Below are 20962 nucleotides of genomic sequence, written 5' to 3'. Positions count from 1 at the left end.
CTGCCCGGTTCCGTGTTACAATCGCCCCATGTCCACCGAAGGCGCCCATTGGCGGGAGATCAAGGCGACCGTGCCGGCCGAGGATGAAGCGCGCGCCGCTGCGTTCTTGATTGAGCAGGGAGCGGGCGGGGTCTGGGTCGAATCAAACGGCGCCCTTGTTCACCTCCATGTCTTTTTTCCTGTTCAAGAGGAGGGAAGGGTCGCCGCCATCCGGAAAGGGCTTCGCCGGCTGGTCTCGAAGGGAAAGGTCGCGCTTCTCACCGCGCTCCGGCCGGAGGAGGCATGGCAGACCGCTTGGCAGAAGCATTCCGTTCCGGTTCAGCGGATCGGGAAACGTTTGTTGATCGGCGCGACATGGCATTTTCCCCTTGCGAACCGTTCCGGGCGAGAGGTTATTCGACTGACGCCGGGAATGGCTTTCGGCACCGGAACACACGCGACGACAAAAAGCTGTCTGATCCTCTTGGAAAAACGGATCGGGGAGGAGGAGCGGGGGAGGCTCCTCGATATCGGGACGGGAAGCGGCATCCTGGCGATCGCCGGGGCGAAACTGGGAGCAATCGGGGTGACGGCGGTCGAGGTCGATCCGGTCGCCCTCGCCGTGGCGAGAGGAAATGCGCGGATCAATGGGGTGGCTTCCAAAATCGTTTTTCGCGAGACGCTTCCTTCCCGTTCCCGCTACTGGTGGGTCGTCGCCAATGTGACTGCGCCGGTCTTGATCGAACTCTCTGAAGCCGTGACCGATCGGGTCGGCCCGGGAGGAACGCTGATCCTCTCCGGAATCCTGGCATCGGAATGGCGCGGCGTTCTTCTCCGATATCGCGAGCGCTTTACCCTGGTTCGAAGAATACAAAGGGGAGAATGGATCACCCTTCTTCTGGAAAAGAGAAAAAAATAGCGAAAAGGGGTCGCCCCGGCTCTCCGGGACGCCCGCTGGAGCGGAAGGTGAGTCTCGGGCGCGCCCTCTCGAAGCTCGGATTTACCTCGCGCAGTCAGGCGCGGCCCCTGATCGAATCGGGGCGGGTCTCTGTGAATGGGCGATCGATTCGAAATCCGGAGGTCCGCGTCGATCCCGACCGCGAGGTGATCCGGGTAGATGGTCAAATCATCCGCTCTGCGGCCCCGGTTTATCTGATGATGCATAAGCCGAAAGGGGTGGTGACGACCCGTTCGGATGAAAGGGAAAGGAAAACCGTCTATGATCTCCTTGGAAAAGATGAACAGTGGCTCTTCCCGGTCGGTCGTCTCGATAAAGAGACCTCCGGACTGTTGCTCCTGACCAATGATACGCAGTGGGGAAATCGAATCACGGCGCCGGAGTCAAAAGTTTCCAAGATCTACCACGTGAAGCTGAACAGGACGATGACGGAGAACGATTTGGAGCGGCTTCGGTTGGGTGTTGTTCTTGAGGAGGGACAAACCGCTCCGGCGGAAGCGACCCGCCTGAGGCAGGCTGAAGGTAAGGAGTGGATTTCGCTGGCCCTCCGGGAGGGGCGAAACCGCCAGGTGCGCCGGATGTGCGAGGCGCTCGGCTATCGAGTTGAAGAGCTTACCCGGATCCGAATCGGCGATCTGGCGTTGGGGGATCTTCCGGCGGGGGGGCATCGGCCGCTGACCCCGTCGGAGGTCCGGCGGCTGGCGGCTCCTCCAAATAAATCGCTTTGAAAATAAAAAGACGCGCCGCTTCCCGAGCGCTATCCGTGCCGGTGAGAGCGGCGCGTCTTGGACCGTTTCAGGAGAATCTCTACAGAGGATCGCTCAGGTTCTCGCCGGCCGGTCGTACCCGCGCCGTGAGAATCCGAGATGTCCTCCCCATACGGCGGCCCCGAGAGACAAGAGCGCCGTGATGAAGAACCACCACGCTGCGGCGGCGCCAAACTTCGCCGTCGTCTCGGCGGCTTCCGCCGCCTGCTGCTGGACCTGTCCCTGACCGCCGGCGCCGAGGCCGAGTTGGTCGACCGCTTGCTCCGCCTGTTCTCGGGACAGACCGGTGGTATTCATCAGATTCTGGATCATCGATTCACGATCCATCTCCGCCTGAGTTCCACCTGCGCCGCGTCCGACCTCCTGGTCTCCTTGCCCCATTTGAGAGATGGCCCCCTGCGCTCCGCCTTGGATCCCTTGTCCGACCAATCCCATGATTCCCCCAAGGGCGGTGCCGACTCCCATGGTGGCGATCCAGATAAAGAAGATCAGCGAGAGCGACCAGACCAATGCTCCTTGAAGAGATCCTTCCCCCCGTTCAGGGATCGATGTGTAGCGGCCCGCGACCCACGCTCCGACAAAAACGGAAATCACGGACGAAACAATCGTCCAGATTCCGGCCCCGATGCCCATCGCAGTGCCGGGCGTCTCTCCCTCTGCCCCCACCATGCTCAATCCGATGGCGACTCCCAGCGTATTCAGTAAGATCTGCGTCACCGTGGCGATAAAAAAACCGGCGATCACCGCGCCCCATCCGATTCGACTCACCGGATAGAGGGAAGATTCTCTCGTTGTTGGATAAGTCTCTCGATACGGCTCCCTGACTCCTTCACGTTCCATTTCCATTATGAACCTCCTCTTCCTCGACAATAAATTGCTGCTATTGAAAAGGAAAAATGGATTTGTAATACCCCTTTATATAATTTTGCAAAAAGGGTGCCTCTAGGGAAAGGGAAGGATGACAGAGTCTGGAGGCAATGCGGTAGACCGCGCAAGAATGCGCCTGTGGGGATGGGAAGGATCACGTCAAATTCGGTATTTTTTCTCTTACGAGTGTGTTTTTTTTGCACGCGGAGAAAGGGAATAGAAGAGGTTGGCCTTCTTGAGCATCGGGATGGCGGCATTGCGGACCGGGATTCCTCCGCGGGTCATGCCTCGTTCTCGACCGTGGTGGGCATGGCCGTGAACGACAAGATCGGCCCCCGCTTCGTCGATCGCCTTTCCCAAGAGATAGCTCCCCAAGAAGGGGAAGACCTCGGCGCGCTCGCCGGCGAGGGTCTCTCTGATCGGCGCATAGTGGAGAAGCGCAATCTTGAGATCGGTCTCCAAAGAGAAGAGGGTTTCCTTCAACTGGTGGGACACCCTTTCGGTATGAGCGATAAACGCTTTCATCTCCGGCTCGCCGAAGACGGTCCCGCAAGCCCCTTCGAATCCCCCCGCGAATCCCTTCGTCCCGGCGATGCCGATCGACAGTTCCCGGCAGTGGACCACGGTGGAATCCCCTTCCAAGACCGTGACCCCGCCCTCCCCCAACATCCGGCGGACCTCCTTGACTTGATTGCAGTGATAATCGTGGTTTCCCAAAACGGCGACGATCGGGATCCGGAGCCCTTTTAAATCTTCAATGAGGACGGCGGTTTCCTCAGAGGTCCCCGTGTCGGTCAGATCGCCGGCCAAGAGGAGAAGATCGGCCTCTCCCTCCAATTTCTGGAAATGAGAGCGAAGTTTCCCGCGCGAGCGGGCGTCGTAGTGAAGGTCTCCCGCCGCCGCAATCCGCACATAGGGCCCTTCCGGCGGCCCTTCCGGCGGGATCGGCGGGGTGAGCTCGCTGATGACCTCAAAATCGGGCAATTGCCGCTGAACCACCGTTCGCGCGTACTCTCCCTTCTCCGGAGAAGAAACCTCTCCATAGAGAATGATCCGTTTTCCCTCGATCTGGACCCGGACGTTCAGAATACCGACCTGGGGGTCGGTCGCAAGGGTCTGCCTGATTTTTTCCCGGAGGTAATGATCTTCCGTCATCGCTTCCTCAATTCATTCAAGATAGGTATGCAGGATATCCAAGACGGCGCGATCGGGGACCGGCAGATCGATCGATTGCGCATAGAAGAGAAGACCCAAGACCCGGCGGGGTCCATGTTTGGCGCGCCGTTTTAAATAGTCCCAATCGATCTTTCCCGACTTGATCACATCGAGGGCGTCGAACCAGTGGTGGGGGCCGAACTCTTCCGTGGCCAGGCTTTTCATGACGATGAGATCCTCGGCGGGAAGGATGGGAATTCGCTTTCCCTTAAAATCGACCGGCGTCGCCCTTCGAAAGGTTTCGTCGTCGAGATAAATATTCCCCGCCGACTTAAAAATGATGTCGATCGGAACGTCGTCTTTTTTGGCTTTGTAGAGCCATTTCGGGTCGGTCATCTCGGTTTTAAACCCGATCTGATCGAGGGCGTCGAGCAGCCGCTCGGCATGCTCCGGCCGCACGAAGATGTCGATATCTTTCGTCCGCCGCTCCCGTCCCAAACATTTGGCGGCGAGGCCTCCTCCAAACACATAGGGGATCTGGGTTCGTTCCTGCACTAGGATGAGATCATCCAGCACGTTTTGAATATCGTCATCTTCGATTAATTTCCGTGGGGATGGTTCTGTTTGCATGGGAAAATACTCCCGGGTGGAAAAGGGCTCGGCGGCGCGCAATTCAGGTGAAAACCGAGAAGGACAGACGCAAATTGATTATAACATGGCGAGTCAACGGGGAGGAAGAGGGGCGGTTCAAGCGGCAAACGATCCGCGGTTGCATTGACACTTCCCGGAAAGGTTTGTAGACTAAAACCATCGAAAATAAAATAAGGAGGAGCGATGGCGCACACCGCCCATCCCAAAGTCGATTCCACCGTGGCAGAGCGGCTGGCGCGCTTCAGCCGCGAATTATCTTACCGCCACCTGCCGCCGGAGGTGATCCATGAAGTGAAGCGCCGTCTCATCGACACGCTCGGATGCGCCTTCGGCGGCTGGAAAGACCCCCCGGCGAAGATCGCGCGCAAGGTGGCGCGGTCGGTCCGGTTCCGTCCCGGGGCGACGCTGTTCGGGGAGGCGCATCGAACGACCGAGGACCTCGCCGCCTTCGCCAACGGCACCGCCGCCCGTTATCTCGACTATAACGACACCTACCTTTCCAAAGAGCCGGCCCATCCGAGCGACAACATTCCGGCCGCGCTGGCCGCGGCCGAGGCGGCGGGGCGGGGCGGAAAGGCGCTGATCGAGGCGGTCGTCCTCGGCTACGAGATTCAGTGCCGTCTCTGTGACGCCGCCGCCCTTCGTCCGCGGGGATGGGATCATGTGACCTACGGGGCGTTCTCCAGCGCGCTGACGGCGGCCAAGCTCTGGAGACTGACCGAGGCAAAGACGATCCACGCCGTCGGCCTGGCCGGCACGCCGAATCAGGCGCTCCGCCAGACGCGGGTCGGGGAGATCTCGATGTGGAAGGCGGCGGCCTTCGCCAATGCGGCGCGCAACGGGCTTTTCGCCGTGGAGCTCGCCCGGTTGGGGATGACCGGTCCGGCGCCGATCTTCGAGGGAGAGAAGGGTTTCATGCGGATCGTCTCGGGCGAGTTCGACCTCCCGCCGCTCCATCCGTCCGGTCCGTTCAAGATCATGGAAACGTACATCAAATATTTCCCGGTGGAATACCATGCCCAGAGCGCCGTCCAGGCGGCGCTTCTGCTGCGGGAGCGAATGGAAGGGGGAATCGATTCGATCGACGCGATCACGATCCGCACCCCCGATATCTCTTATGAGATCATCGGGCGCGACCCGGAGAAGTGGCATCCGAAGACCCGGGAGACGGCCGATCATTCCCTTCCCTATTGTGTCGCGGTCGCTCTGATGGATGGCGAAGTGGGGCTTCGGCAGTTTGGACCGCGGCGTTTGATCGATCCGAAACTTCATCTCCTGATACAGAAGGTGCGTGTCCTCTCCGACCCCGATCTCTCCGCCGCTTATCCCGGCGCCATTGCGAATATCGTCGAGATCGAGGCGGGGGGAAGACGCGAGGTCGAGCGGGTCGACCACCCGAGAGGCCATCCGAAGAATCCGATGACCGACGCCGAGGTGGAGGAGAAATTCCGGCGGCTGGCCGGCCGGCTCCTTTCGAAAAGACAAATTGAAGGGGTGCTGGCCCGGATTTGGGCGTTGGAGAAGGTGAAATCGGTGGGGGAAATTTTAAACCTGCTGAAGGTGAGGGGGAAGGGATGACCTCTCCCGGCAGACGGCTCCGGCGGATCATCGAAAAGCGCGCCCTTCTCCTGCCGGGGGCGTTCAACGCCTTCTCCGCGGAGTTGATCGAGCGGGCCGGCTTCGAGGCGGTTTACATCTCCGGGGCCGGCCTTGCAAACGGGGTGGCGGGGGTTCCCGACGTCGGGCTTCTCTCTCTGGCGGAGGTGACGGCCCAGGCGGCCTATATCGCGCGGGCGGTGAAGATTCCGGCGATCGCCGACGCCGATACCGGCTTCGGCGAAGGGATACACCTGGTCCGGGCGGTCGAGGGGTTCGAGACGGCCGGGGTGGCCGGGATTCAGATCGAAGACCAGGCTTTCCCGAAACGATGCGGTCATCTGCCCGGAAAAAGTCTGATCCCCGCCAGGGAGATGGTTCAAAAGATCCAAGCGGCGACCCGCGCGCGGCGCGATCCCGATTTTCTGATCATCGCCAGAACCGACGCCAGGGGGGTGACCGGCTTTCGTGATGCCGTCGATCGGGCGCGCCGTTACCTCGACGTCGGCGCCGATGTGATTTTTCCGGAGGCGTTGGAGTCGGCAGAGGAATTTACGAAATTCGCGGAGAAGATCAAGGCCCCTTTGTTGGCGAACATGACCGAATTCGGCAAGAGCCCGCTTCTTTCCGCCGAAGAACTTTCAAGGATCGGCTATCGGTTGATTCTCTTCCCGATGACCCTCTTTCGAACGGCGGCAAAAGCGATGGAGGAGACCCTGGAGGCGCTGAAGAAGGAGGGGACGTCGAGGCGATTGCTGGGGCGGATGCAGAGCCGCCGAGATCTCTATGAAGTCATCCGATATGCCGATTATGAGCGGCTCGATCAGGATCTGGCTTCCCAGAAACCCGGCCCGAAGCGGAGCAACCGGAGGAAAAAATGAGTGAAGTTCGCAAAGAGGGCGCCGATCGGGTTTACCATGGGCTCGAAGGGATTCTGGCGGGAGAGTCCGAGATTTGCGACGTGGAAGAGACGACCGGGGGACTCTTCTATCGCGGCTACCGGATCGAAGATCTTTCCGAGCGGGCCTCGTTCGAAGAGGTGGCCTATCTTCTGCTGATGGGAAAACTGCCCAATCGAAAAGAGCTCTCCGATTTTTCGGGGGAGCTGGTCCGGTCGCGCCCGCTTCCCGAAACCGTCCGCCGTTTTCTGAAGACCGTTCCGACCTCCGCCGGCCCGATGGACATGCTCCGGACGGCGGTTTCCTTTCTCGGCCTCAACGATCCCGATCGGGGATCGAACGACCGCCCGGCCAATCTTCGCAAGGCGATCCGGCTGATTGCTCAGATCCCCTCGCTTTTGGCCGCGTTCCGGCATGCGCCCGAAGAGCCTCCTTCTTCCGATCCGTCCCTGTCGCACGCGGCGAGCCTTCTCTATTTGATCACCGGAAAACGGCCCGATCCGTTCTCGGAGAAGGTGATGGAGATCTCGCTGATTCTTTATGCCGAACATGAATTCAACGCCTCGACTTTCGCGGCGCGGGTGACCGCCTCTTCCCTCTCCGATATGCACTCCGCGATCACCTCGGCGATCGGGTCGCTCAAGGGACCGCTGCACGGCGGCGCGAACGAGGCGGTGATGAAGATGCTTCTGGAGATCGGCGGGATTGAAAACGAGGAGCGATACATCCGTGACCGCTTGGCCCGGAAGGAGCGGATCATGGGGTTTGGCCACCGGGTGCTGAAGGGGGGGGATATCCGATCCGATATCATCAAGAGATATTCAAAGGAGCTGGGGGAAAAGAAGAACGACCGAAAATGGTTTGCGCTCTCAAGCCGGATCGAGGAGAGAATGCGGCAGGAGAAGGGGCTTCATCCCAATCTCGATTTCTATTCCGCTTCGGCCTACTACCTTCTCGGCCTTCCGATCGAGTTCGATACCCCGCTTTTTGTCTGCAGCCGGATCGCCGGCTGGTCGGCCCACGTCATCGAGCAGCACGACCACAACCGATTGATCCGCCCCCGCTGCCTTTATACCGGCCCCAGGGAGCTTCCTTACCTCCCCATCGAAGCCCGCCCGTAAAAGCTCCGCATTGTCAGAGGGTCTGCAACTCCGCTTGTAGCTGTTTTGCCAACAATCCGGGATCTTCCGCCTTTGCAACCGCCTCCTGAATCATTTCTCTCAGGTATCGGTTCATTCCGACTTTTTGAATCAGATTTTCAAAGAATCGCGTCTGATCGAGCTGCGTACTCTCTTTCAAGGTCTGGACCAGTTCGGGCTCGAGCGCAATGGAATAATCTCCAACGTGAAGGTAAGCGGGGTAGATGGGGCCAGGGAGCTTTTCAAATCTCAAGTTCATTGGATCGATTCTCCTTTGAGGATAAGACGAAGCCGGTTAAGCGGTCGCCCTTCTGGTCGGACCGGCGGTTGCCGCGAGCAATCGGCGCGAACAATCGAATTGATGAGGAGGCGACTCCCTATCTTAATCTTTCAGAAATATTTTTCAAGCTCTTTCGGGATTTAACCCCAGCCGGAGGCGGTTTTTCTATAAGAGAGAAACCCTCTTTCCTTGTGAAAAACAGGGGCCTCACTATTTTTACGTATTTTATTGAAATCGGGTTTCTCCATTGATTAGAATAACAACATTTGCTTCGTTGCATCAGTTGGGAGAGGGGAAAGTCTCCTCTGATGCGGGAATGGGGGGAGGTGGTTCTTTGTCAAAGCGGATTCTGATTGTCGATGACAATCAAGATACGGTCCATATCTTAACGGTGATCTTAAATCAGGGGGGGTATCCTACCTTTGCGGCCAGGGACGGCGTCGAGGCGCTCCAAAAGATTCAGGAAGAGGCGCCGGCGCTTGTTCTCTTGGATATCATGATGCCGAAGCTGGACGGTTTTGGGGTGATGGAGGTCATGCGGGGCGATTCAGGGATGAGTCAGATTCCGGTGCTGGTGATCTCGGCGAAAGTCGATCGCGCTTCCAAGGCGCGCAGCATGGAATTGGGGGCGAGAGATTATATCGTGAAGCCGATCAATCCGGATGAAATCCTCTTGAAGGTCAAAGAGCACTGTCCCGCGTTGAAGACATTAGTGTGAGGAAAGTTGATCTTCTTCCCTCCGGATTGATCCGATTCATCCTTTATTCTTCTCAAAGGGTGCTGGCCAAGAGGCGTTCCAGCCGCTTCGGTTCGATTTCAATGTAGATGTTTTTCTCCTGGGAGACGAGGACGGCGCCCGGCTTGGCCCCTTTCGGTTTCTGGATATACTTCCGAAAGGTATAAACGACATCGCCCTTCCCCTCTTTCCTCCCGTCGCTGAAATGAAGCGCCAGGGTCGCCGCGTCGAGCAGGGTCTGGTAGGGGATCTCCTTCCCTCGGTCCATCCGGACGATCAGATGGGACCCGGGAACGCCGCGGGCGTGAAACCAGAGATCGTTTCCCCGCGCCGTCCGGAAAGTAATCTCTTCGTTTTCCCGATGATTTCTTCCGACGATCACGCTCCAGCCGTCTGCCGAGAGAAAGGTGGGAGGGCCGGCCCGCTTCCCCTTCTCCCGTCGGGTCGGGACGGGCGTTTTTCCCGCCATGGCGACGGTCCCCCCTTCCAGAAGGACCGTTCGATTCCGTTCCAGCGCTTCCAATTCTTTTTTCGTCTTCTCCCTCTGCGTCTGAAGGGCCGCCTGCGCCGCCTGGGCTTTTTTATATCTCTTGAAGAACCGTTCCAGATTTTCCGACGGGGAGAGGGCGGGGTCCAACGAAAGAGTCATCTCCGCCTGGTCCGGATGCGCTGGATCGGGAATCTTCACCTCTGTCATTCCTGTCCGGACTTGGCGAAGATGACCCTTCAGGAGCTCTCCTTCGTAGCGAAACCGGTCGGCCTTTTCGGCCTCGGCCAGGCCGATGGAGATCTGCTGTAACTTTTTCCGGCAGCGGCGAATTCCCTCATCGATCAGGGCCGTCAGCCGCCTCTTCTCTTCCTCCTCGGCCGTTTTTTCCTGCAGGGGGCGATAGGTGGCCTCCACCGACCGGTTGAATCGGTGGGGACCCGGTTCGACAAGGGGAATCTCCGTTTCTTTAAAGAGACCGGTCGGATGCAGCGCAGGAGGGAGATAGGGGAGACCGACCTGTAAGGCGCGCCCGGCGGGAGGGGGGAAGAGCGAGCCCAAAACAATCCCTTGATGGTCGATTAAAAAGAAATTCGACGCCGTTCCCATCAGCTCCGCGACCAGAGAGAGGGTTCGCCTCTCTTCTTCTTTCGTTGATGAAGGTGGTAGGGCATCGGCTCCGACTTCTCGTGACGATTCCGTCTTTATCTCCGTTCGGGTCGAAGGCCAGGCGCAGGTCATTCGGACGATCCGGTCTCCTCCGATCTGTTCAAGAGAGACGATCCGTTTCCATCGAAGATGCGCCCGCAGGAGTTGGCAGAACCGGGGAGGGGAGGAGGGGTTGGGGTGTTTTTCGTTGGTCAGGTGGATTCGGGAGAAGCGCCGCTGTCCGGAAAAGTAGAGGTGATATCTCTCCCGCCGCTGATGAATCTCGAAGACCAGGCTCCAGGGTTGGGGCTGATCGATTTTCTGAATCACCCCCCCCCGCAGCGTGTCCCCGATCTCTGCAAGGACCTCCCCGATCTGTCCGGCGCTGAGCGACATTCGTTTGACCCTTTTCCAAGCGTTGTGTTAATTTACGTCGTTGCGAAGTCCTGATTGTACCGGGACGTTTTTATTTAAGCAACTTGTCAGGCTTGCGCATCGCCGAAGTGGATCATTAGAAGAAGGAACAAGATCGACATGCAATCGAACCCTCTCTACGAACAGTCATTCACCTCACTCGGCTGGCCCGAGATCGTTGAGTTTCTCGCCCGGCAGGCCGCGTTGCCGATCACGGCGGAGCGCTGCCGCGCCCTCCCTTTCCTGGAGGAACCGGGAACGGTTCGGGAGCGGCTTGCGGTTGTTTGGGAGGGGGTTCTCCTTTTAAAGGAGGGGAGCCATATCCCTCTCTCCTCTTTTACCGATCCCCGCCCATTCTTGGCCCGCGCGAACAAAGGAGCGGTTCTGGAGGGAATCGAGTTGCGGGGGATCCATGATCTGCTCGAACAGGTCGAGTCGGTCCGCTCTTTCTTGATCCGAAAAAAAGAGGAGGCTTCCCGCCTTTTTCAGATCGCAGTGCAATTGGAGCCGCCGGCCGGTTTAAGACAAAAGATCGCGGCAGCCGTCGACCCGGAGGGACGGATTCAGGAGGGAGCGACGCCGGCCCTCCGCGCCCTGACCGCCGAGGCGGCCCGGGCGCGGGAGGCGATCACCGATCAGCTCGAAAAGATCCTCCGATCGGCCCGCTATGAAAAACTTTTGCAGGAGCCGTATTATACCGAGCGGGAGGGACGGTATGTCCTCCCCTTCAAGATCGCCGATCAGAACAAAGAGGGAGGGGTGGTTCATGATCTCTCGGCGAGCGGGGCGACTGCGTTCGTCGAACCGAGGGAGCTGGTCGGGTCAAACAACCGCCTGAGGGTCGCCCAGTTGGCGGTCTCCCGTGAAGTGGAGCGGATCTTGCGATCGCTCAGCGAGGAGGTCGGGAGAGAAGCGGGGCGGCTTACGCGCAACTTGGAGATCCTTGCCGAGATCGATCTGCTCCGCGCGTCGGCGAATCTGGCCGAGCGAATCGGCGGGATCTGCCCGAAGGTGAATGCCGGGGGTGCGATTCGTCTCTTCGAGGCCCGGCACCCGCTCCTCCTGCTCCGGAAGGGAAGCATCGTTCCCAACGACATCCTTTTGGAAGAGGGGCGCCGCGCCTTGATCCTCTCCGGTCCGAATACCGGCGGGAAGACGGTCCTCTTGAAGACCGTCGGTCTTTTGGCGCTGATGGTTCGAGCCGGCCTCCCGATTCCATGCCGGGAGGGTTCGGAGATTCCCCTCTTCCCGGCGGTCATTGCCGACATCGGCGATGATCAAGATCTCTCGCGCGACCTTTCGAGCTTCTCGGCCCACCTCCTTAAAATTTTAGCCATCCTGGAAACGGCCCCCGGCGGATCGCTGATTCTGCTCGATGAGTTGGTCACTTCGACCGATCCCGCCGAAGGGGCCGCCCTGGCCGCGGCGATATTAACGGAGTTGGCCGATCGGGGAATGCGGATCGTGACGACGACGCATTATCCCTCCCTTAAAGGTCTGGCCCAGGCCGATCCTCGATTTCTAAATGGGAGTCTGGCTTTCGATCTGGAACGGCTCGCTCCGACCTATCGCTTGGTGTTGGGAACCCCGGGGCGGAGCGCCGCCCTGGAAATGGCGGCCCGGTTGGGCCTCCCCGCTTCGATCCTGGAGCGGGCCAAAGAACACCTTCGTCCGAATGAGACGACCCTGGAGCGGATCATCTCCGAGTTGGAACGGGAGCGGCGAAACGCGGAAGAGGAGCGTCGGCGATTGGAAGCCCTCCGAGCGGAGGCGGAAGCCGCGGCCGCCGCGCAAAAAGAAGGGGCCGCCCGCTGGGCGATGAGCGAGCGGGAGATTCAGAAAAAGATCCGTCAAAAAGTGGCGGAAGCGGTGGCGGAGGCGCGATCCGAAATCGCGACCTTGATGGCATCCCTGAAAGAAAAGCGCGATCCGGCCCTGATCAAGAAAGGGCGGGCCGTCCTGGAGGAGATCGGGCAGAAGGCCGGCGACACGGCGGCCCGAAAGGAGCCCTCGTCTGCGCCGGGACCGTTGCAGGTCGGCCGGCGGGTCGAGGTCCTTCCGCTCGGCAAGCAGGGGGTTCTGCTCGATCCCCCCGAGGGATCAAAGAAGGTCCGGGTTCAGATTGGAAGCCAGATCCTCTTCGTTTCGCCCGAGGCCATCGAAGGGGTCATCGAGGAAGAGAGAGAAGAGGGACCCCCGGCCCCGGTCTTCAGATCGGCCGGACCGGCCGAATCCACCGTCAATCTCGTCGGGAAGCGGGTGGAGGAGGCGCTGGAGATTCTGGAGCGTTTTTTGGATCGGGCGATCCTGGGGAACGAACGGGAGATCCGCCTCGTCCATGGCCATGGGAGCGGAAAGCTAAAGAAGGCCGTTCGGGAATATTTACCAACCTCCCCCTACGTCGCGCGATTTCGCCCCGGGGACCTTCTGGAGGGGGGAGATGCCGTCACGATCATTACCCTGAAGGAAGAATGATCGCTTCCTGCTGAAATCAAAGAGGATTCTCCCGCTCTTCTTTTTTTACAGGGAGATTTTTTATCCCTTTCTAGATTATCCCTATTAGGGGTTGCCAATCCCCTCGAAAGAGGGAGTTGACTCGGCGGGATAATTTTAGTAAAGTAGCGCCGCATGATACAAAAAACGAAAAAATATATGAGACCTTGCTTTTTTACCCTCTCGTTGGGATTTTTTCTTCTCCATCCCTTATCGACCGAGTTTTCCCAGACCGCCTCTTTGCCGATTCATTCCTCTTCCGTTGAATTGTCGCCGGCTCCTCAGGAAACGGACCTCAAGGCGCGGGAGAAAAAGGTCCTGCAGATCTTGTCGAATTTCAAGACGGGACTGCGGCCGGATAAAAAGCGGGAGCTGGCGACCTTCATCAATGAGGAGAGCCATCGGTACGGCTTCGATCCGGAATTGGTGATGGCCGTCATCTCCACGGAGAGTTCCTTTTATAATTGGTCGATGTCGCCGAAGGGGGCGGTCGGTTTGATGCAGATTATTCCGACGACCGGAAAAGCATTGGCCGAAACAAACAACATCGTTTGGCACGAGAAAGATCCCCTTTTGGACCCGTTCATCAATATCAAATTGGGGATTCATTACCTCTGGGAGCTCTACCTGAGATTCGGCGATCTTCCCGTCGCGTTGACGGCCTACAATTACGGCCCTACGGCCGTGGCGCGCTGGCTCCATTCGGGAGAGGAGATCCCTGTGAAGTATGCTGAAAAGGTCATCAAGCGTTACGAAGAATTCCTCGGCTTAAACGCGGAAGAGCGCGCGGAGCCTGAGGAGGAATCTTCATCCGATATCACCCGCCTCTAATCTGATTGCCTGAAGAAAAGGTCTTTTCGATCCCTCCGGTCGTCCGGGTCCTTGCTTACCTCCCTTCTTGCCATCCGAACGTCGATTTGCAATAATGATGGACGATGAAGATTCCGCACGTCCAGCCCGCTAAAATTCAGATCTATGAAAAGCCCGTCGGTGGCGCCGATATACGGATCCGGCATCTTCTCCCGCCATACGAGGGGCAACCGGTTGCGGCCGGCCTTCTCGGAGCGCCGTCGGACGCCGGCGTCGTTCAGGGAGGGGGTCGCGCCGGCGCCGCCGAGGGGCCTTCGGCGATCCGGCTTCAATTAAAACGGTATGGCACCGCCTACAACTTCGAACAGGACGCCGACCTTTCAGCGCTTCCTTTGGCCGATTTCGGCGATCTTGTTCCGGACGAGAAATCGGTCGAGCAGACCCACCTCCGCCTCACCGCCGCGGTGGAGGCGATCATCGACCTCGGCGCCATCCCGATCGTCCTCGGCGGCGGCCACGATTTAACCTTCGGCGGCGTCCGGGCGCTCTCCCAGCGGACCGAGGGAACCGTCGGCGGATGGACCCTCGATGCGCACTTCGACGTCCGGGAGGCGGTCAGCGGCATCCCGACCAGCGGCACCCCTTTTCGAAATATTCTTGAAAAACTCGGAAACGTCCCCGGCGATCACTTCATCGAAATCGGCGGGAACGGGTTGGCCAACGCCAAGGAGCACTTCGATTACCTGATCGGCAAGAGGGCGCGGATTTTTTCTCTTTCCGAGACCCGCCGGAAGGGGATCGGTGCGGTGATCGAGAAGGCGTTTCAGACCGCCGGCCATGGCGCCGAAAAGGTCTTTTGTTCGATCGACATCGATTCGGTCGCGCAGGCCTTTGCCCCCGGCGTCTCGGCCCCCTCCCCGGACGGGTTTACCCCCGAGGAGGTCTCGCTGGCGGCCGCCCTCGCCGGTCTTCATCCGAAAACGGCCTACTTCGACATCATGGAATTAAACCCGATCTTCGATCAGGAGGGTCGAACCGCCCGTCTGGCGGCCGCCCTAATCCTCCATTTTCTGGCCGGGCTGGCGAAGCGGGAGGAAAAAGGGAAGAAGGTCATCGGATTCAAAGGAAGAGAATGATGAATCGGCCGATGTCCGAAGAACTCCGACCGCAAGATCCGATTCATGCCCCAACCGGAACCCGGCGGAGCTGCAAGACCTGGGATGCCGAAGCGGCGCTCCGGATGTTGATGAACAACCTCGACGATCGGGTGGCGGTCGATTGGAAAAACCTCATCGTTTACGGCGGCACCGGCCGGGCGGCGCGGAACTGGAAGGAATACCATCGAATCGTCGCCGCGCTGAAGTCGCTGGCGCCGGACGAGACCCTCTGCATCCAATCGGGCAAGCCGGTCTACATCGCCAAGACCGATCAGGAGGCGCCGCGTGTGATTCTCGCCAACAGCAACCTCGTTCCGGCCTGGGCGACGCCTGAGGAGTTCGATCGACTCGATCGGATGGGCCTCATGATGTATGGGCAGATGACGGCGGGGAGCTGGATCTACATCGGCACGCAGGGGATTCTGCAAGGAACCTATGAGACCTTCGCCGCCATCGCCAAACAGGCTTTTAAGACCGAGTCGCTCTGCGGAAAATGGATCTTGACCGCCGGGATGGGGGGGATGAGCGGGGCGCAGCCGGTGGCGGCGACGATGAACGAGGCGGTCATCCTCGATGTCGAAGTCCGGCCGGAGCGGATCGAGCGGAAGGTGAAGGAGGGGTATTGCGATCGGATGACCGATCGGCTCGATGAGGCGCTCGAATGGATCGGTACCGCATGTCGCATCGGTCAGCCGCTCTCGATCGGACTCGTTGGAAATGCCGGGGAAGTTTATCCCGAGCTGGTCCGGCGGGGACGGATTCCCGATATCGTGACTGATCAGACGCCCGCGCACGATCTTCTCTCGTATGTCCCGATCGGCGATGTCGCCGAGCTCGACCGGCTTCGGGAGCGCGATCCGAAGGCGTATCGTCAAAAGTCGCTCGACACGATCGCTCGCCATGCGGGGGCGATCTTGGCGATGCAGTCGGCCGGGGCGGTTGCCGTCGATTACGGCAACAATCTCCGTGCGCAAGCGGCCGATGCCGGTGTGCCGGTTCAGAATCCCGACGGCTCGTTTAAGTATCCGGGATTTGTTCCAGCCTACATCCGTCCCCTCTTCTGCGAAGGGAAAGGGCCGTTCCGATGGGCCGCCCTTTCCGGTGATCCGAAAGACATCCATCGGATCGACCGAGCGTTGAAGGGGGCCTTTCCGAAAGACCGGGCGCTCAAACGATGGGTCGATCTGGCGCAAAGGAAAATTCCATTCACCGGCTTGCCCGCGCGGATCTGCTGGCTCGGCTATGGGGACCGGGCGAAGTTCGGTCTTGTCATCAACGATCTGGTCCGAAAGGGAGAGGTCAAAGGTCCGATCGTGATCGGGCGGGACCACCTCGACTGCGGGTCGGTTGCCTCGCCTTATCGTGAGACGGAGGGGATGGACGACGGCTCCGACGCCGTCGGCGACTGGCCGCTTCTTAATTTCGCTTTGAATGCGATCTCCGGCGCGTCGTGGGTCTCGTTCCATCATGGCGGCGGCGTCGGGATGGGGAATTCCCTCCATGCCGGCATGGTGATTGTCGCCGATGGGACGAAGCGGCGGGCGCAGAGATTAGAGCGGGTCCTCACCGTGGACCCGGGAATTGGCGTTGCCCGGCATGTCGATGCCGGTTATGATCTGGCCAGACAGACCGCACAAAAGAAAAAGATCAAAATCCCAAAGAAGTAAATCCGTTCCTCTTGTTTAGAAAAAGGACAATGCGATGCCGTTTGCGTTCGATCTCGCGATTTTGAACTGCGGCGAGCTCCTTACGTTGGCAGGGGAGCGCCGCGGGCCGAGGCGCCGGTCAGGGTTGATAGAGCTCGGTCTGATTCAAAACGGCGCCATCGGGATCTCGCGGGGAAAGATCGCCTGGGTTGGCGCGCAGAGGGAGTATCGCCGACAAGGGCGTGCCCGGCGGGAGATCGATGCCGGCGGAAAAGTCGTCCTGCCCGGCTTCGTCGATCCGCACACCCACGCCGTTTTTGCCGGGAGCCGCGAGGGGGAGTGGGCCGAGAAGCTGCGCGGGGTTCCTTATCTTGAAATCCTCCAGCGGGGAGGGGGCATTCTCAGCACGGTGGAGGCGACCCGCGACGCGTCACTGAAGTCGCTGACGGAAACCGCCGAGCATTTTCTGGGACAGATGCTGGCGTGCGGGACGACCACGGTGGAGATCAAAAGCGGGTATGGCCTTGATCTTAAAAACGAGGTCAAAATCCTGAAGGTGATCGAGCAGCTCAAAAAGCGGGTTCCGATCGATCCGGTCCCGACCTTCCTGGGGGCGCATACGATTCCGAAGGAATATTCGGACCGCCCCGAAGCGTATGTTGATCAGGTCATCGAAATGCTCCCGGCCGTCCGGGGACGGGCCCGGTTCTGCGATGTGTTCTGCGAAGAAGGGGCCTTCAATGCCGATCAAACGCGGCGAATCCTCGAAGCGGCCAAGAGCGAAGGATTTGCGATTAAGCTTCATGCGGGGGAGTTCTCCGATCAGGAGGGGGTGCGGCTGGCGGCGGAGTTCGGGGCGGTCTCGGTCGATCATCTCGATCACATCCGGCCGGAGGAGATGCCGCTCTTGGCGCAAAGCGGCGCCGTCGGTGTTCTTTTGCCGGGGGTGTCGCACTTTCTCATGTCGAAGCATCTTCCGCCGGCGCGTGCTTTGATCGAAGCGGGGGTGCCGATTGCGCTGGCGACCGATTTCAACCCCGGCTCTTCACCCACCCTTTCGATGCAGGAGATCATTCATCTTGCGGTGCGCGATTTCAAGTTGAGTGCGGCGGAAGCCATTTCGGCGGCGACCATTAATGCGGCGCATGCAGTGGGGATGGGAGAGGTCGTCGGGAGTTTGGAAGTTGGGAAACAGGCCGATATTCTGATTCTCGATTTAGAACGTTATGAACAGTTGCCTTATTTCTTTGGGGTGAATCATTTGGAGAAGGTTTTGAAGAAAGGAAAGGTGGTTTATTCATCGTGCTGAGCGTAGGGGCGAGGCGCTGCCTTGCCCTTTCTTTCCGGACATTCTTATCTCTTCAACTTTTTCACAAACTGAACAATCTCGTCCAGCGGCGTGCCGGGGGTGAAGATTTCGCGGATTCCTTGCTTTTTGAGGTCGCGGATATCTTCATCGGGAATGATGCCGCCGCCGAAGACGGCGATGTCGGTCGCCTTTTCCTTCTTCAAGAGTTTCAAAACTTCTTCGAAGAGGGTCATGTGGGCGGCGGAGTGGATCGAGAGGCCGATGGCGTCGGCATCCTCCTGAATCGCGGAGGCGACGATTTCGGCGGGGGTGTGGTGCAGGCCGAGGTAGATCACCTCGTTTCCGCCGTCGCGCAGGGCGCGAGCGACGACCTTGATGCCGCGGTCGTGGCCGTCGAGGCCGATCTTGGCGAGCAGCACCCGCTTTCGCCGCTCGGTCGTTTTCTTGCGATCGGATGATTTTACGGGGGCGTTCTTGACCGCTCTAGGCAACCCGGACCTCCTCCAATTGGTATCGGCCTTCCTTCTTCTTTAAGTATCCCATTCGAATCTTCGGATCGTGCTGGAAAATCAAAAGCCAGTGCTCCTCGTGCGCCTGCGCCAGCAGTTCCCGCTTGGTCTCCATCGTCGTCAACGGAAAGAGATCGTATCCCATGATGTAGGGAAGCGGAAGATGGGCGGCGGTCGGGATGAGATCGCCGATGAAGAGGGCCTTCTCGCCGTTCGATTCGACCAGAATCGATTGGTGGTGTTCGGTGTGGCCGGGAGTCCGGACGACGGAAACCCCCTTCAGAATTTCCGAGTCTCCCTCCAAAAGATCGAGCCGCCCTTCTTTCGGGAGGACTTCGTAGTTCTCGAGAAGATAACTTCCGCGGGTCCGCTCGTTCGGGGTGTTGGCGAACTCCCACTCTCCCTTCTGGATGAAGTAGGTCGCCCTCGGAAAGGTCGGATGGATGTGGCCGTGATCGTCCCGCCGGGTGTTCCCGCCGGCATGGTCGAAGTGGAAATGGGTGTTGATCACCAGCGCGATGTCGGCGGGGGCGAGGCCGTGTTTCGCGAGCGACGCCTCAATCGACGGCGTCCGGTTCACGGCGTAAATTTCGTTAAACTTCTCGTCTCCTTTGTTTCCGATTCCGGTGTCGACGAGAATGTTCATCCCGTGTGCCCGGATCAGCAGAACGCCGAGTTCCAGATGAATCCGATTCCGGTCGTCGGCCGGATGGTGTTTTTCCCAGAGCACCTTGGGAACCACGCCGAACATGGCGCCGCCGTCCAATCGAAAGGTGCCGTCGGTAAGGGGTTCGATTTCAAAGGCGCCGAGCTTCATATCAAAACGAGACCGACTCGCGGTACTCCCCATAAGCTTTTCTAAATACGTCGGAGATCTCTCCGACCGTGGCGGAGGCCCGCACGGCGTCGAGGATCAACGGCATCAGATAAGCGCCGGCCTCCGCGGCGGAGGTAAGCCGTTGTAACGTCTGTTGGAGTTTTTTCGGATCGCGCTCTGCCTTGACCTTCTTTAATCGTGCGACCTGCCGCCGCTCCACATCCCCCGTGACCTTGAGGATCTCAATCCGGCGTTCTTCCTTTTCGATAAAGGCGTTCATGCCGACGATGAGCCGATCTTTCCGATCGATCTCCTGCTGGTAGGCGACGGCGGCGCGGTGGATCTCCCGCTGCGGAAAGCCCTTCTCGATGGCACGGACCATTCCCCCCATTCCGTCGAGCTTCTTGAAGTAGCGCTGCGCCTCTTTCTCCATCCGGTTTGTCAGCGATTCGATATAGTACGATCCGGCGAGGGGGTCGACGGTGTCGGTGACGCCGCTCTCGTGGGCGATGATCTGTTGCGTCCGAAGGGCGATCTTCACCGCCTCTTGCGTCGGAAGGGCGTAGGTCTCATCCATCGAATTCGTATGAAGCGACTGGGTGCCGCCCAGGACGGCGGCCAGCGCTTGCAGCGCCACCCGAACGATGTTGTTGTACGGCTGCTGCGCGGTCAGCGTGCAGCCGGCGGTCTGCGTGTGAAACCGAAGCGCCATTGATCGGGGGTCTCTTGGATGAAACCGCTTCTTCATCTCCCGCGCCCAGAGCCGCCGGGCGGCGCGGTATTTCGCGATCTCCTCGAAGAAATCGTTGTGGGCATTGAAGAAGAAGGAGAGGCGCGGGGCAAAGTCGTCGACCTTTAAGCCCGATTTGATGGCCGATTCCACATAGCTGAGACCGTCATAGAGGGTGAAGGCGAGCTCCTGCACCGCCGTCGATCCGGCCTCGCGGATATGATAGCCGGAAATGCTGATGGGGTGAAAGAGCGGCGCTTCTTCGACGCAGAACCGGACGGTGTCGTTGATCAATTTGAGCGAGGGCTCCGGCGAGGTGATCCATTCCTTCTGGGCGATGTACTCTTTGAGGATATCGTTCTGGAGTGTTCCCCGGAGCTGGTTAAAGGAGACCCTTTGTTTCTCGGCGACGGCAAGGTACATGGCAAAGAGGACGATCGCCGGGGCGTTGATCGTCATCGAGGTGCTGACCCGGTCGAGGGGGATCCCGTCGAAGAGCCGTTCCATATCATGAACCGTGTCAATGGCGACGCCGCACTTCCCGACTTCGCCGAGCGACTTCGGATGATCGGAGTCGTATCCCATCAACGTCGGGAGATCGAACGCAACAGACAAGCCGGTCTGGCCCTGATTCAGAAGATAGTGGTAGCGTTCATTGGTCTCGGCGGCGGAGGCGAAGCCGGAGAACTGCCGCATCGTCCAGAGCTGCCCGCGATACATCGTCGGGTAGATGCCGCGGGTGAAGGGGAACGCTCCCGGCCGGCCGAGATCTTTTTCCGGGTCGATCGAGCGGGTGGACCGCTCGGTATAGAGCCGGTCGATCTCAATGTCTGAGAGATTTTTGAACTTCGGTTTCCGTTCTCTTTTGGAAAGATCTTTCTTCATCAAATGCCTGTTGTAAGGGCGTATTGCAAT

General features: G+C 59.3%; 19 protein-coding genes and 1 pseudogene. 11 read left to right on the top strand and 9 right to left on the bottom strand.

The window, feature by feature from the left end; genetic code table 11:
• Nucleotides 1-28: 28 nt before the first annotated feature.
• Nucleotides 29-898 carry a 50S ribosomal protein L11 methyltransferase gene (locus MNODULE_RS14570; RefSeq protein WP_168061032.1) on the top strand — a complete coding sequence of 290 codons (870 nt, stop codon included), beginning with the start codon at nt 29-31 and terminating at the stop codon, nt 896-898.
• Between the two features lie 47 nt (nt 899-945).
• Nucleotides 946-1665 carry a pseudouridine synthase gene (locus MNODULE_RS14565; RefSeq protein WP_202882219.1) on the top strand — a complete coding sequence of 240 codons (720 nt, stop codon included), beginning with the start codon at nt 946-948 and terminating at the stop codon, nt 1663-1665.
• 93 nt (nt 1666-1758) lie between these two features.
• Here the strand turns inward: MNODULE_RS14565 and MNODULE_RS14560 are convergent, their stop codons facing one another.
• The 4 genes and pseudogenes from MNODULE_RS14560 to MNODULE_RS14550 all read right to left on the bottom strand — a co-directional run bounded on the left by MNODULE_RS14560 (nt 1759) and on the right by MNODULE_RS14550 (nt 4356).
• On the bottom strand, nt 1759-2550 hold the full coding sequence (locus MNODULE_RS14560; protein WP_168061028.1) for a hypothetical protein: 792 nt from the start codon (nt 2548-2550) through the stop codon (nt 1759-1761).
• 201 nt (nt 2551-2751) lie between these two features.
• A complete protein-coding gene (locus MNODULE_RS14555) occupies nt 2752-3483 on the bottom strand; it encodes a metallophosphoesterase family protein (RefSeq protein WP_422666759.1) in 732 nt (243 codons plus the stop codon).
• An 87-nt stretch (nt 3484-3570) separates the two neighbouring features.
• Nucleotides 3571-3726: pseudogene (locus MNODULE_RS25485) on the bottom strand (BON domain-containing protein); the annotation flags it as partial.
• Between the two features lie 12 nt (nt 3727-3738).
• A complete protein-coding gene (locus MNODULE_RS14550; RefSeq protein WP_168061025.1) occupies nt 3739-4356 on the bottom strand; it encodes a nucleotidyltransferase in 618 nt (205 codons plus the stop codon).
• 204 nt (nt 4357-4560) lie between these two features.
• Between MNODULE_RS14550 and MNODULE_RS14545 the strand changes: the two genes are divergently transcribed.
• Genes MNODULE_RS14545 through MNODULE_RS14535 form a run of 3 tightly spaced genes read left to right on the top strand, consistent with a single transcriptional unit; the run spans nt 4561 to nt 7993 of the window.
• The gene (locus tag MNODULE_RS14545; RefSeq protein WP_168061023.1) at nt 4561-5955 is read left to right on the top strand and encodes an MmgE/PrpD family protein; all 1395 of its coding nucleotides are present in this window, start codon (nt 4561-4563) and stop codon (nt 5953-5955) included.
• Nucleotides 5952-6854 carry a methylisocitrate lyase gene (prpB, locus tag MNODULE_RS14540; RefSeq protein ID WP_168061021.1) on the top strand — a complete coding sequence of 301 codons (903 nt, stop codon included), beginning with the start codon at nt 5952-5954 and terminating at the stop codon, nt 6852-6854. Before MNODULE_RS14545 ends, prpB begins: the two co-directional genes overlap by 4 nt.
• Complete coding sequence (locus MNODULE_RS14535) at nt 6851-7993, top strand: citrate/2-methylcitrate synthase (RefSeq protein ID WP_168061019.1); 1143 nt, start codon at nt 6851-6853, stop codon at nt 7991-7993. Before prpB ends, MNODULE_RS14535 begins: the two co-directional genes overlap by 4 nt.
• A 13-nt stretch (nt 7994-8006) precedes the next feature.
• On the opposite strand, the gene MNODULE_RS14530 is transcribed toward MNODULE_RS14535, so the two are convergent.
• Nucleotides 8007-8270, bottom strand: coding sequence for a hypothetical protein (locus MNODULE_RS14530; protein WP_168061017.1), 264 nt, complete (start codon nt 8268-8270; stop codon nt 8007-8009).
• A gap of 355 nt (nt 8271-8625) precedes the next feature.
• Between MNODULE_RS14530 and MNODULE_RS14525 the strand changes: the two genes are divergently transcribed.
• Nucleotides 8626-9009: a response regulator transcription factor gene (locus MNODULE_RS14525; RefSeq protein WP_168061015.1), complete on the top strand. Its 384-nt coding sequence runs from the start codon at nt 8626-8628 to the stop codon at nt 9007-9009.
• 52 nt (nt 9010-9061) lie between these two features.
• On the opposite strand, the gene MNODULE_RS14520 is transcribed toward MNODULE_RS14525, so the two are convergent.
• On the bottom strand, nt 9062-10558 hold the full coding sequence (locus MNODULE_RS14520; RefSeq protein ID WP_168061013.1) for an Rqc2 family fibronectin-binding protein: 1497 nt from the start codon (nt 10556-10558) through the stop codon (nt 9062-9064).
• Between the two features lie 138 nt (nt 10559-10696).
• Here MNODULE_RS14520 and MNODULE_RS14515 point away from each other — a divergent pair, with 138 nt between their 5' ends.
• The 5 genes from MNODULE_RS14515 (at nt 10697) to hutI (ending at nt 17991) form a co-directional block, all read left to right on the top strand.
• Nucleotides 10697-13051: an endonuclease MutS2 gene (locus MNODULE_RS14515; protein ID WP_168061011.1), complete on the top strand. Its 2355-nt coding sequence runs from the start codon at nt 10697-10699 to the stop codon at nt 13049-13051.
• Between the two features lie 177 nt (nt 13052-13228).
• Entirely contained in the window at nt 13229-13900 is a 672-nt protein-coding gene (locus MNODULE_RS14510; RefSeq protein WP_168061009.1) for a lytic transglycosylase domain-containing protein, read from the top strand.
• 104 nt (nt 13901-14004) lie between these two features.
• The gene (locus MNODULE_RS14505) at nt 14005-15015 is read left to right on the top strand and encodes a formimidoylglutamase (protein WP_168061007.1); all 1011 of its coding nucleotides are present in this window, start codon (nt 14005-14007) and stop codon (nt 15013-15015) included.
• 11 nt (nt 15016-15026) lie between these two features.
• On the top strand, nt 15027-16703 hold the full coding sequence (gene hutU, locus MNODULE_RS14500; protein ID WP_168061005.1) for a urocanate hydratase: 1677 nt from the start codon (nt 15027-15029) through the stop codon (nt 16701-16703).
• A gap of 34 nt (nt 16704-16737) precedes the next feature.
• Complete coding sequence (gene hutI, locus MNODULE_RS14495; RefSeq protein ID WP_168061003.1) at nt 16738-17991, top strand: imidazolonepropionase; 1254 nt, start codon at nt 16738-16740, stop codon at nt 17989-17991.
• Nucleotides 17992-18035: 44 nt separating this feature from the next.
• Here hutI and MNODULE_RS14490 read toward each other — a convergent pair whose 3' ends face one another.
• The 3 genes from MNODULE_RS14490 to MNODULE_RS14480 all read right to left on the bottom strand — a co-directional run bounded on the left by MNODULE_RS14490 (nt 18036) and on the right by MNODULE_RS14480 (nt 20932).
• On the bottom strand, nt 18036-18410 hold the full coding sequence (locus tag MNODULE_RS14490) for a cobalamin B12-binding domain-containing protein (protein WP_422666758.1): 375 nt from the start codon (nt 18408-18410) through the stop codon (nt 18036-18038).
• Nucleotides 18411-18474: 64 nt separating this feature from the next.
• A complete protein-coding gene (locus MNODULE_RS14485; RefSeq protein ID WP_168060999.1) occupies nt 18475-19350 on the bottom strand; it encodes an MBL fold metallo-hydrolase in 876 nt (291 codons plus the stop codon).
• Entirely contained in the window at nt 19319-20932 is a 1614-nt protein-coding gene (locus tag MNODULE_RS14480) for an acyl-CoA mutase large subunit family protein (RefSeq protein WP_168060997.1), read from the bottom strand. The genes MNODULE_RS14485 and MNODULE_RS14480 overlap by 32 nt, the downstream gene beginning before the upstream one ends.
• Nucleotides 20933-20962 lie beyond the last annotated feature (30 nt).

This window comes from Candidatus Manganitrophus noduliformans (assembly GCF_012184425.1).
GTDB lineage: Bacteria > Nitrospirota > Nitrospiria > SBBL01 > Manganitrophaceae > Manganitrophus > Manganitrophus noduliformans.
The sequence above is the reverse complement of the archived record's forward strand: the minus strand, read 5'-3'. Positions and strand labels throughout refer to the sequence as shown.

Excerpts from the sequence above, each read along its gene's own strand:
- MNODULE_RS14570 (WP_168061032.1), top strand. The coding sequence starts at position 29 with ATGTCCACCGAAGGCGCCCATTGGCGGGAGATCAAGGCGACCGTGCCG.
- MNODULE_RS14560 (WP_168061028.1), bottom strand. The coding sequence starts at position 2,550 with ATGGAAATGGAACGTGAAGGAGTCAGGGAGCCGTATCGAGAGACTTAT.
- MNODULE_RS14550 (WP_168061025.1), bottom strand. The coding sequence starts at position 4,356 with ATGCAAACAGAACCATCCCCACGGAAATTAATCGAAGATGACGATATT.
- MNODULE_RS14545 (WP_168061023.1), top strand. The coding sequence starts at position 4,561 with ATGGCGCACACCGCCCATCCCAAAGTCGATTCCACCGTGGCAGAGCGG.
- prpB (WP_168061021.1), top strand. The coding sequence starts at position 5,952 with ATGACCTCTCCCGGCAGACGGCTCCGGCGGATCATCGAAAAGCGCGCC.
- MNODULE_RS14535 (WP_168061019.1), top strand. The coding sequence starts at position 6,851 with ATGAGTGAAGTTCGCAAAGAGGGCGCCGATCGGGTTTACCATGGGCTC.
- MNODULE_RS14530 (WP_168061017.1), bottom strand. The coding sequence starts at position 8,270 with ATGAACTTGAGATTTGAAAAGCTCCCTGGCCCCATCTACCCCGCTTAC.
- MNODULE_RS14520 (WP_168061013.1), bottom strand. The coding sequence starts at position 10,558 with ATGTCGCTCAGCGCCGGACAGATCGGGGAGGTCCTTGCAGAGATCGGG.
- MNODULE_RS14515 (WP_168061011.1), top strand. The coding sequence starts at position 10,697 with ATGCAATCGAACCCTCTCTACGAACAGTCATTCACCTCACTCGGCTGG.
- MNODULE_RS14510 (WP_168061009.1), top strand. The coding sequence starts at position 13,229 with ATGAGACCTTGCTTTTTTACCCTCTCGTTGGGATTTTTTCTTCTCCAT.
- MNODULE_RS14505 (WP_168061007.1), top strand. The coding sequence starts at position 14,005 with ATGAAGATTCCGCACGTCCAGCCCGCTAAAATTCAGATCTATGAAAAG.
- hutU (WP_168061005.1), top strand. The coding sequence starts at position 15,027 with ATGTCCGAAGAACTCCGACCGCAAGATCCGATTCATGCCCCAACCGGA.
- hutI (WP_168061003.1), top strand. The coding sequence starts at position 16,738 with ATGCCGTTTGCGTTCGATCTCGCGATTTTGAACTGCGGCGAGCTCCTT.
- MNODULE_RS14485 (WP_168060999.1), bottom strand. The coding sequence starts at position 19,350 with ATGGGGAGTACCGCGAGTCGGTCTCGTTTTGATATGAAGCTCGGCGCC.
- MNODULE_RS14480 (WP_168060997.1), bottom strand. The coding sequence starts at position 20,932 with ATGAAGAAAGATCTTTCCAAAAGAGAACGGAAACCGAAGTTCAAAAAT.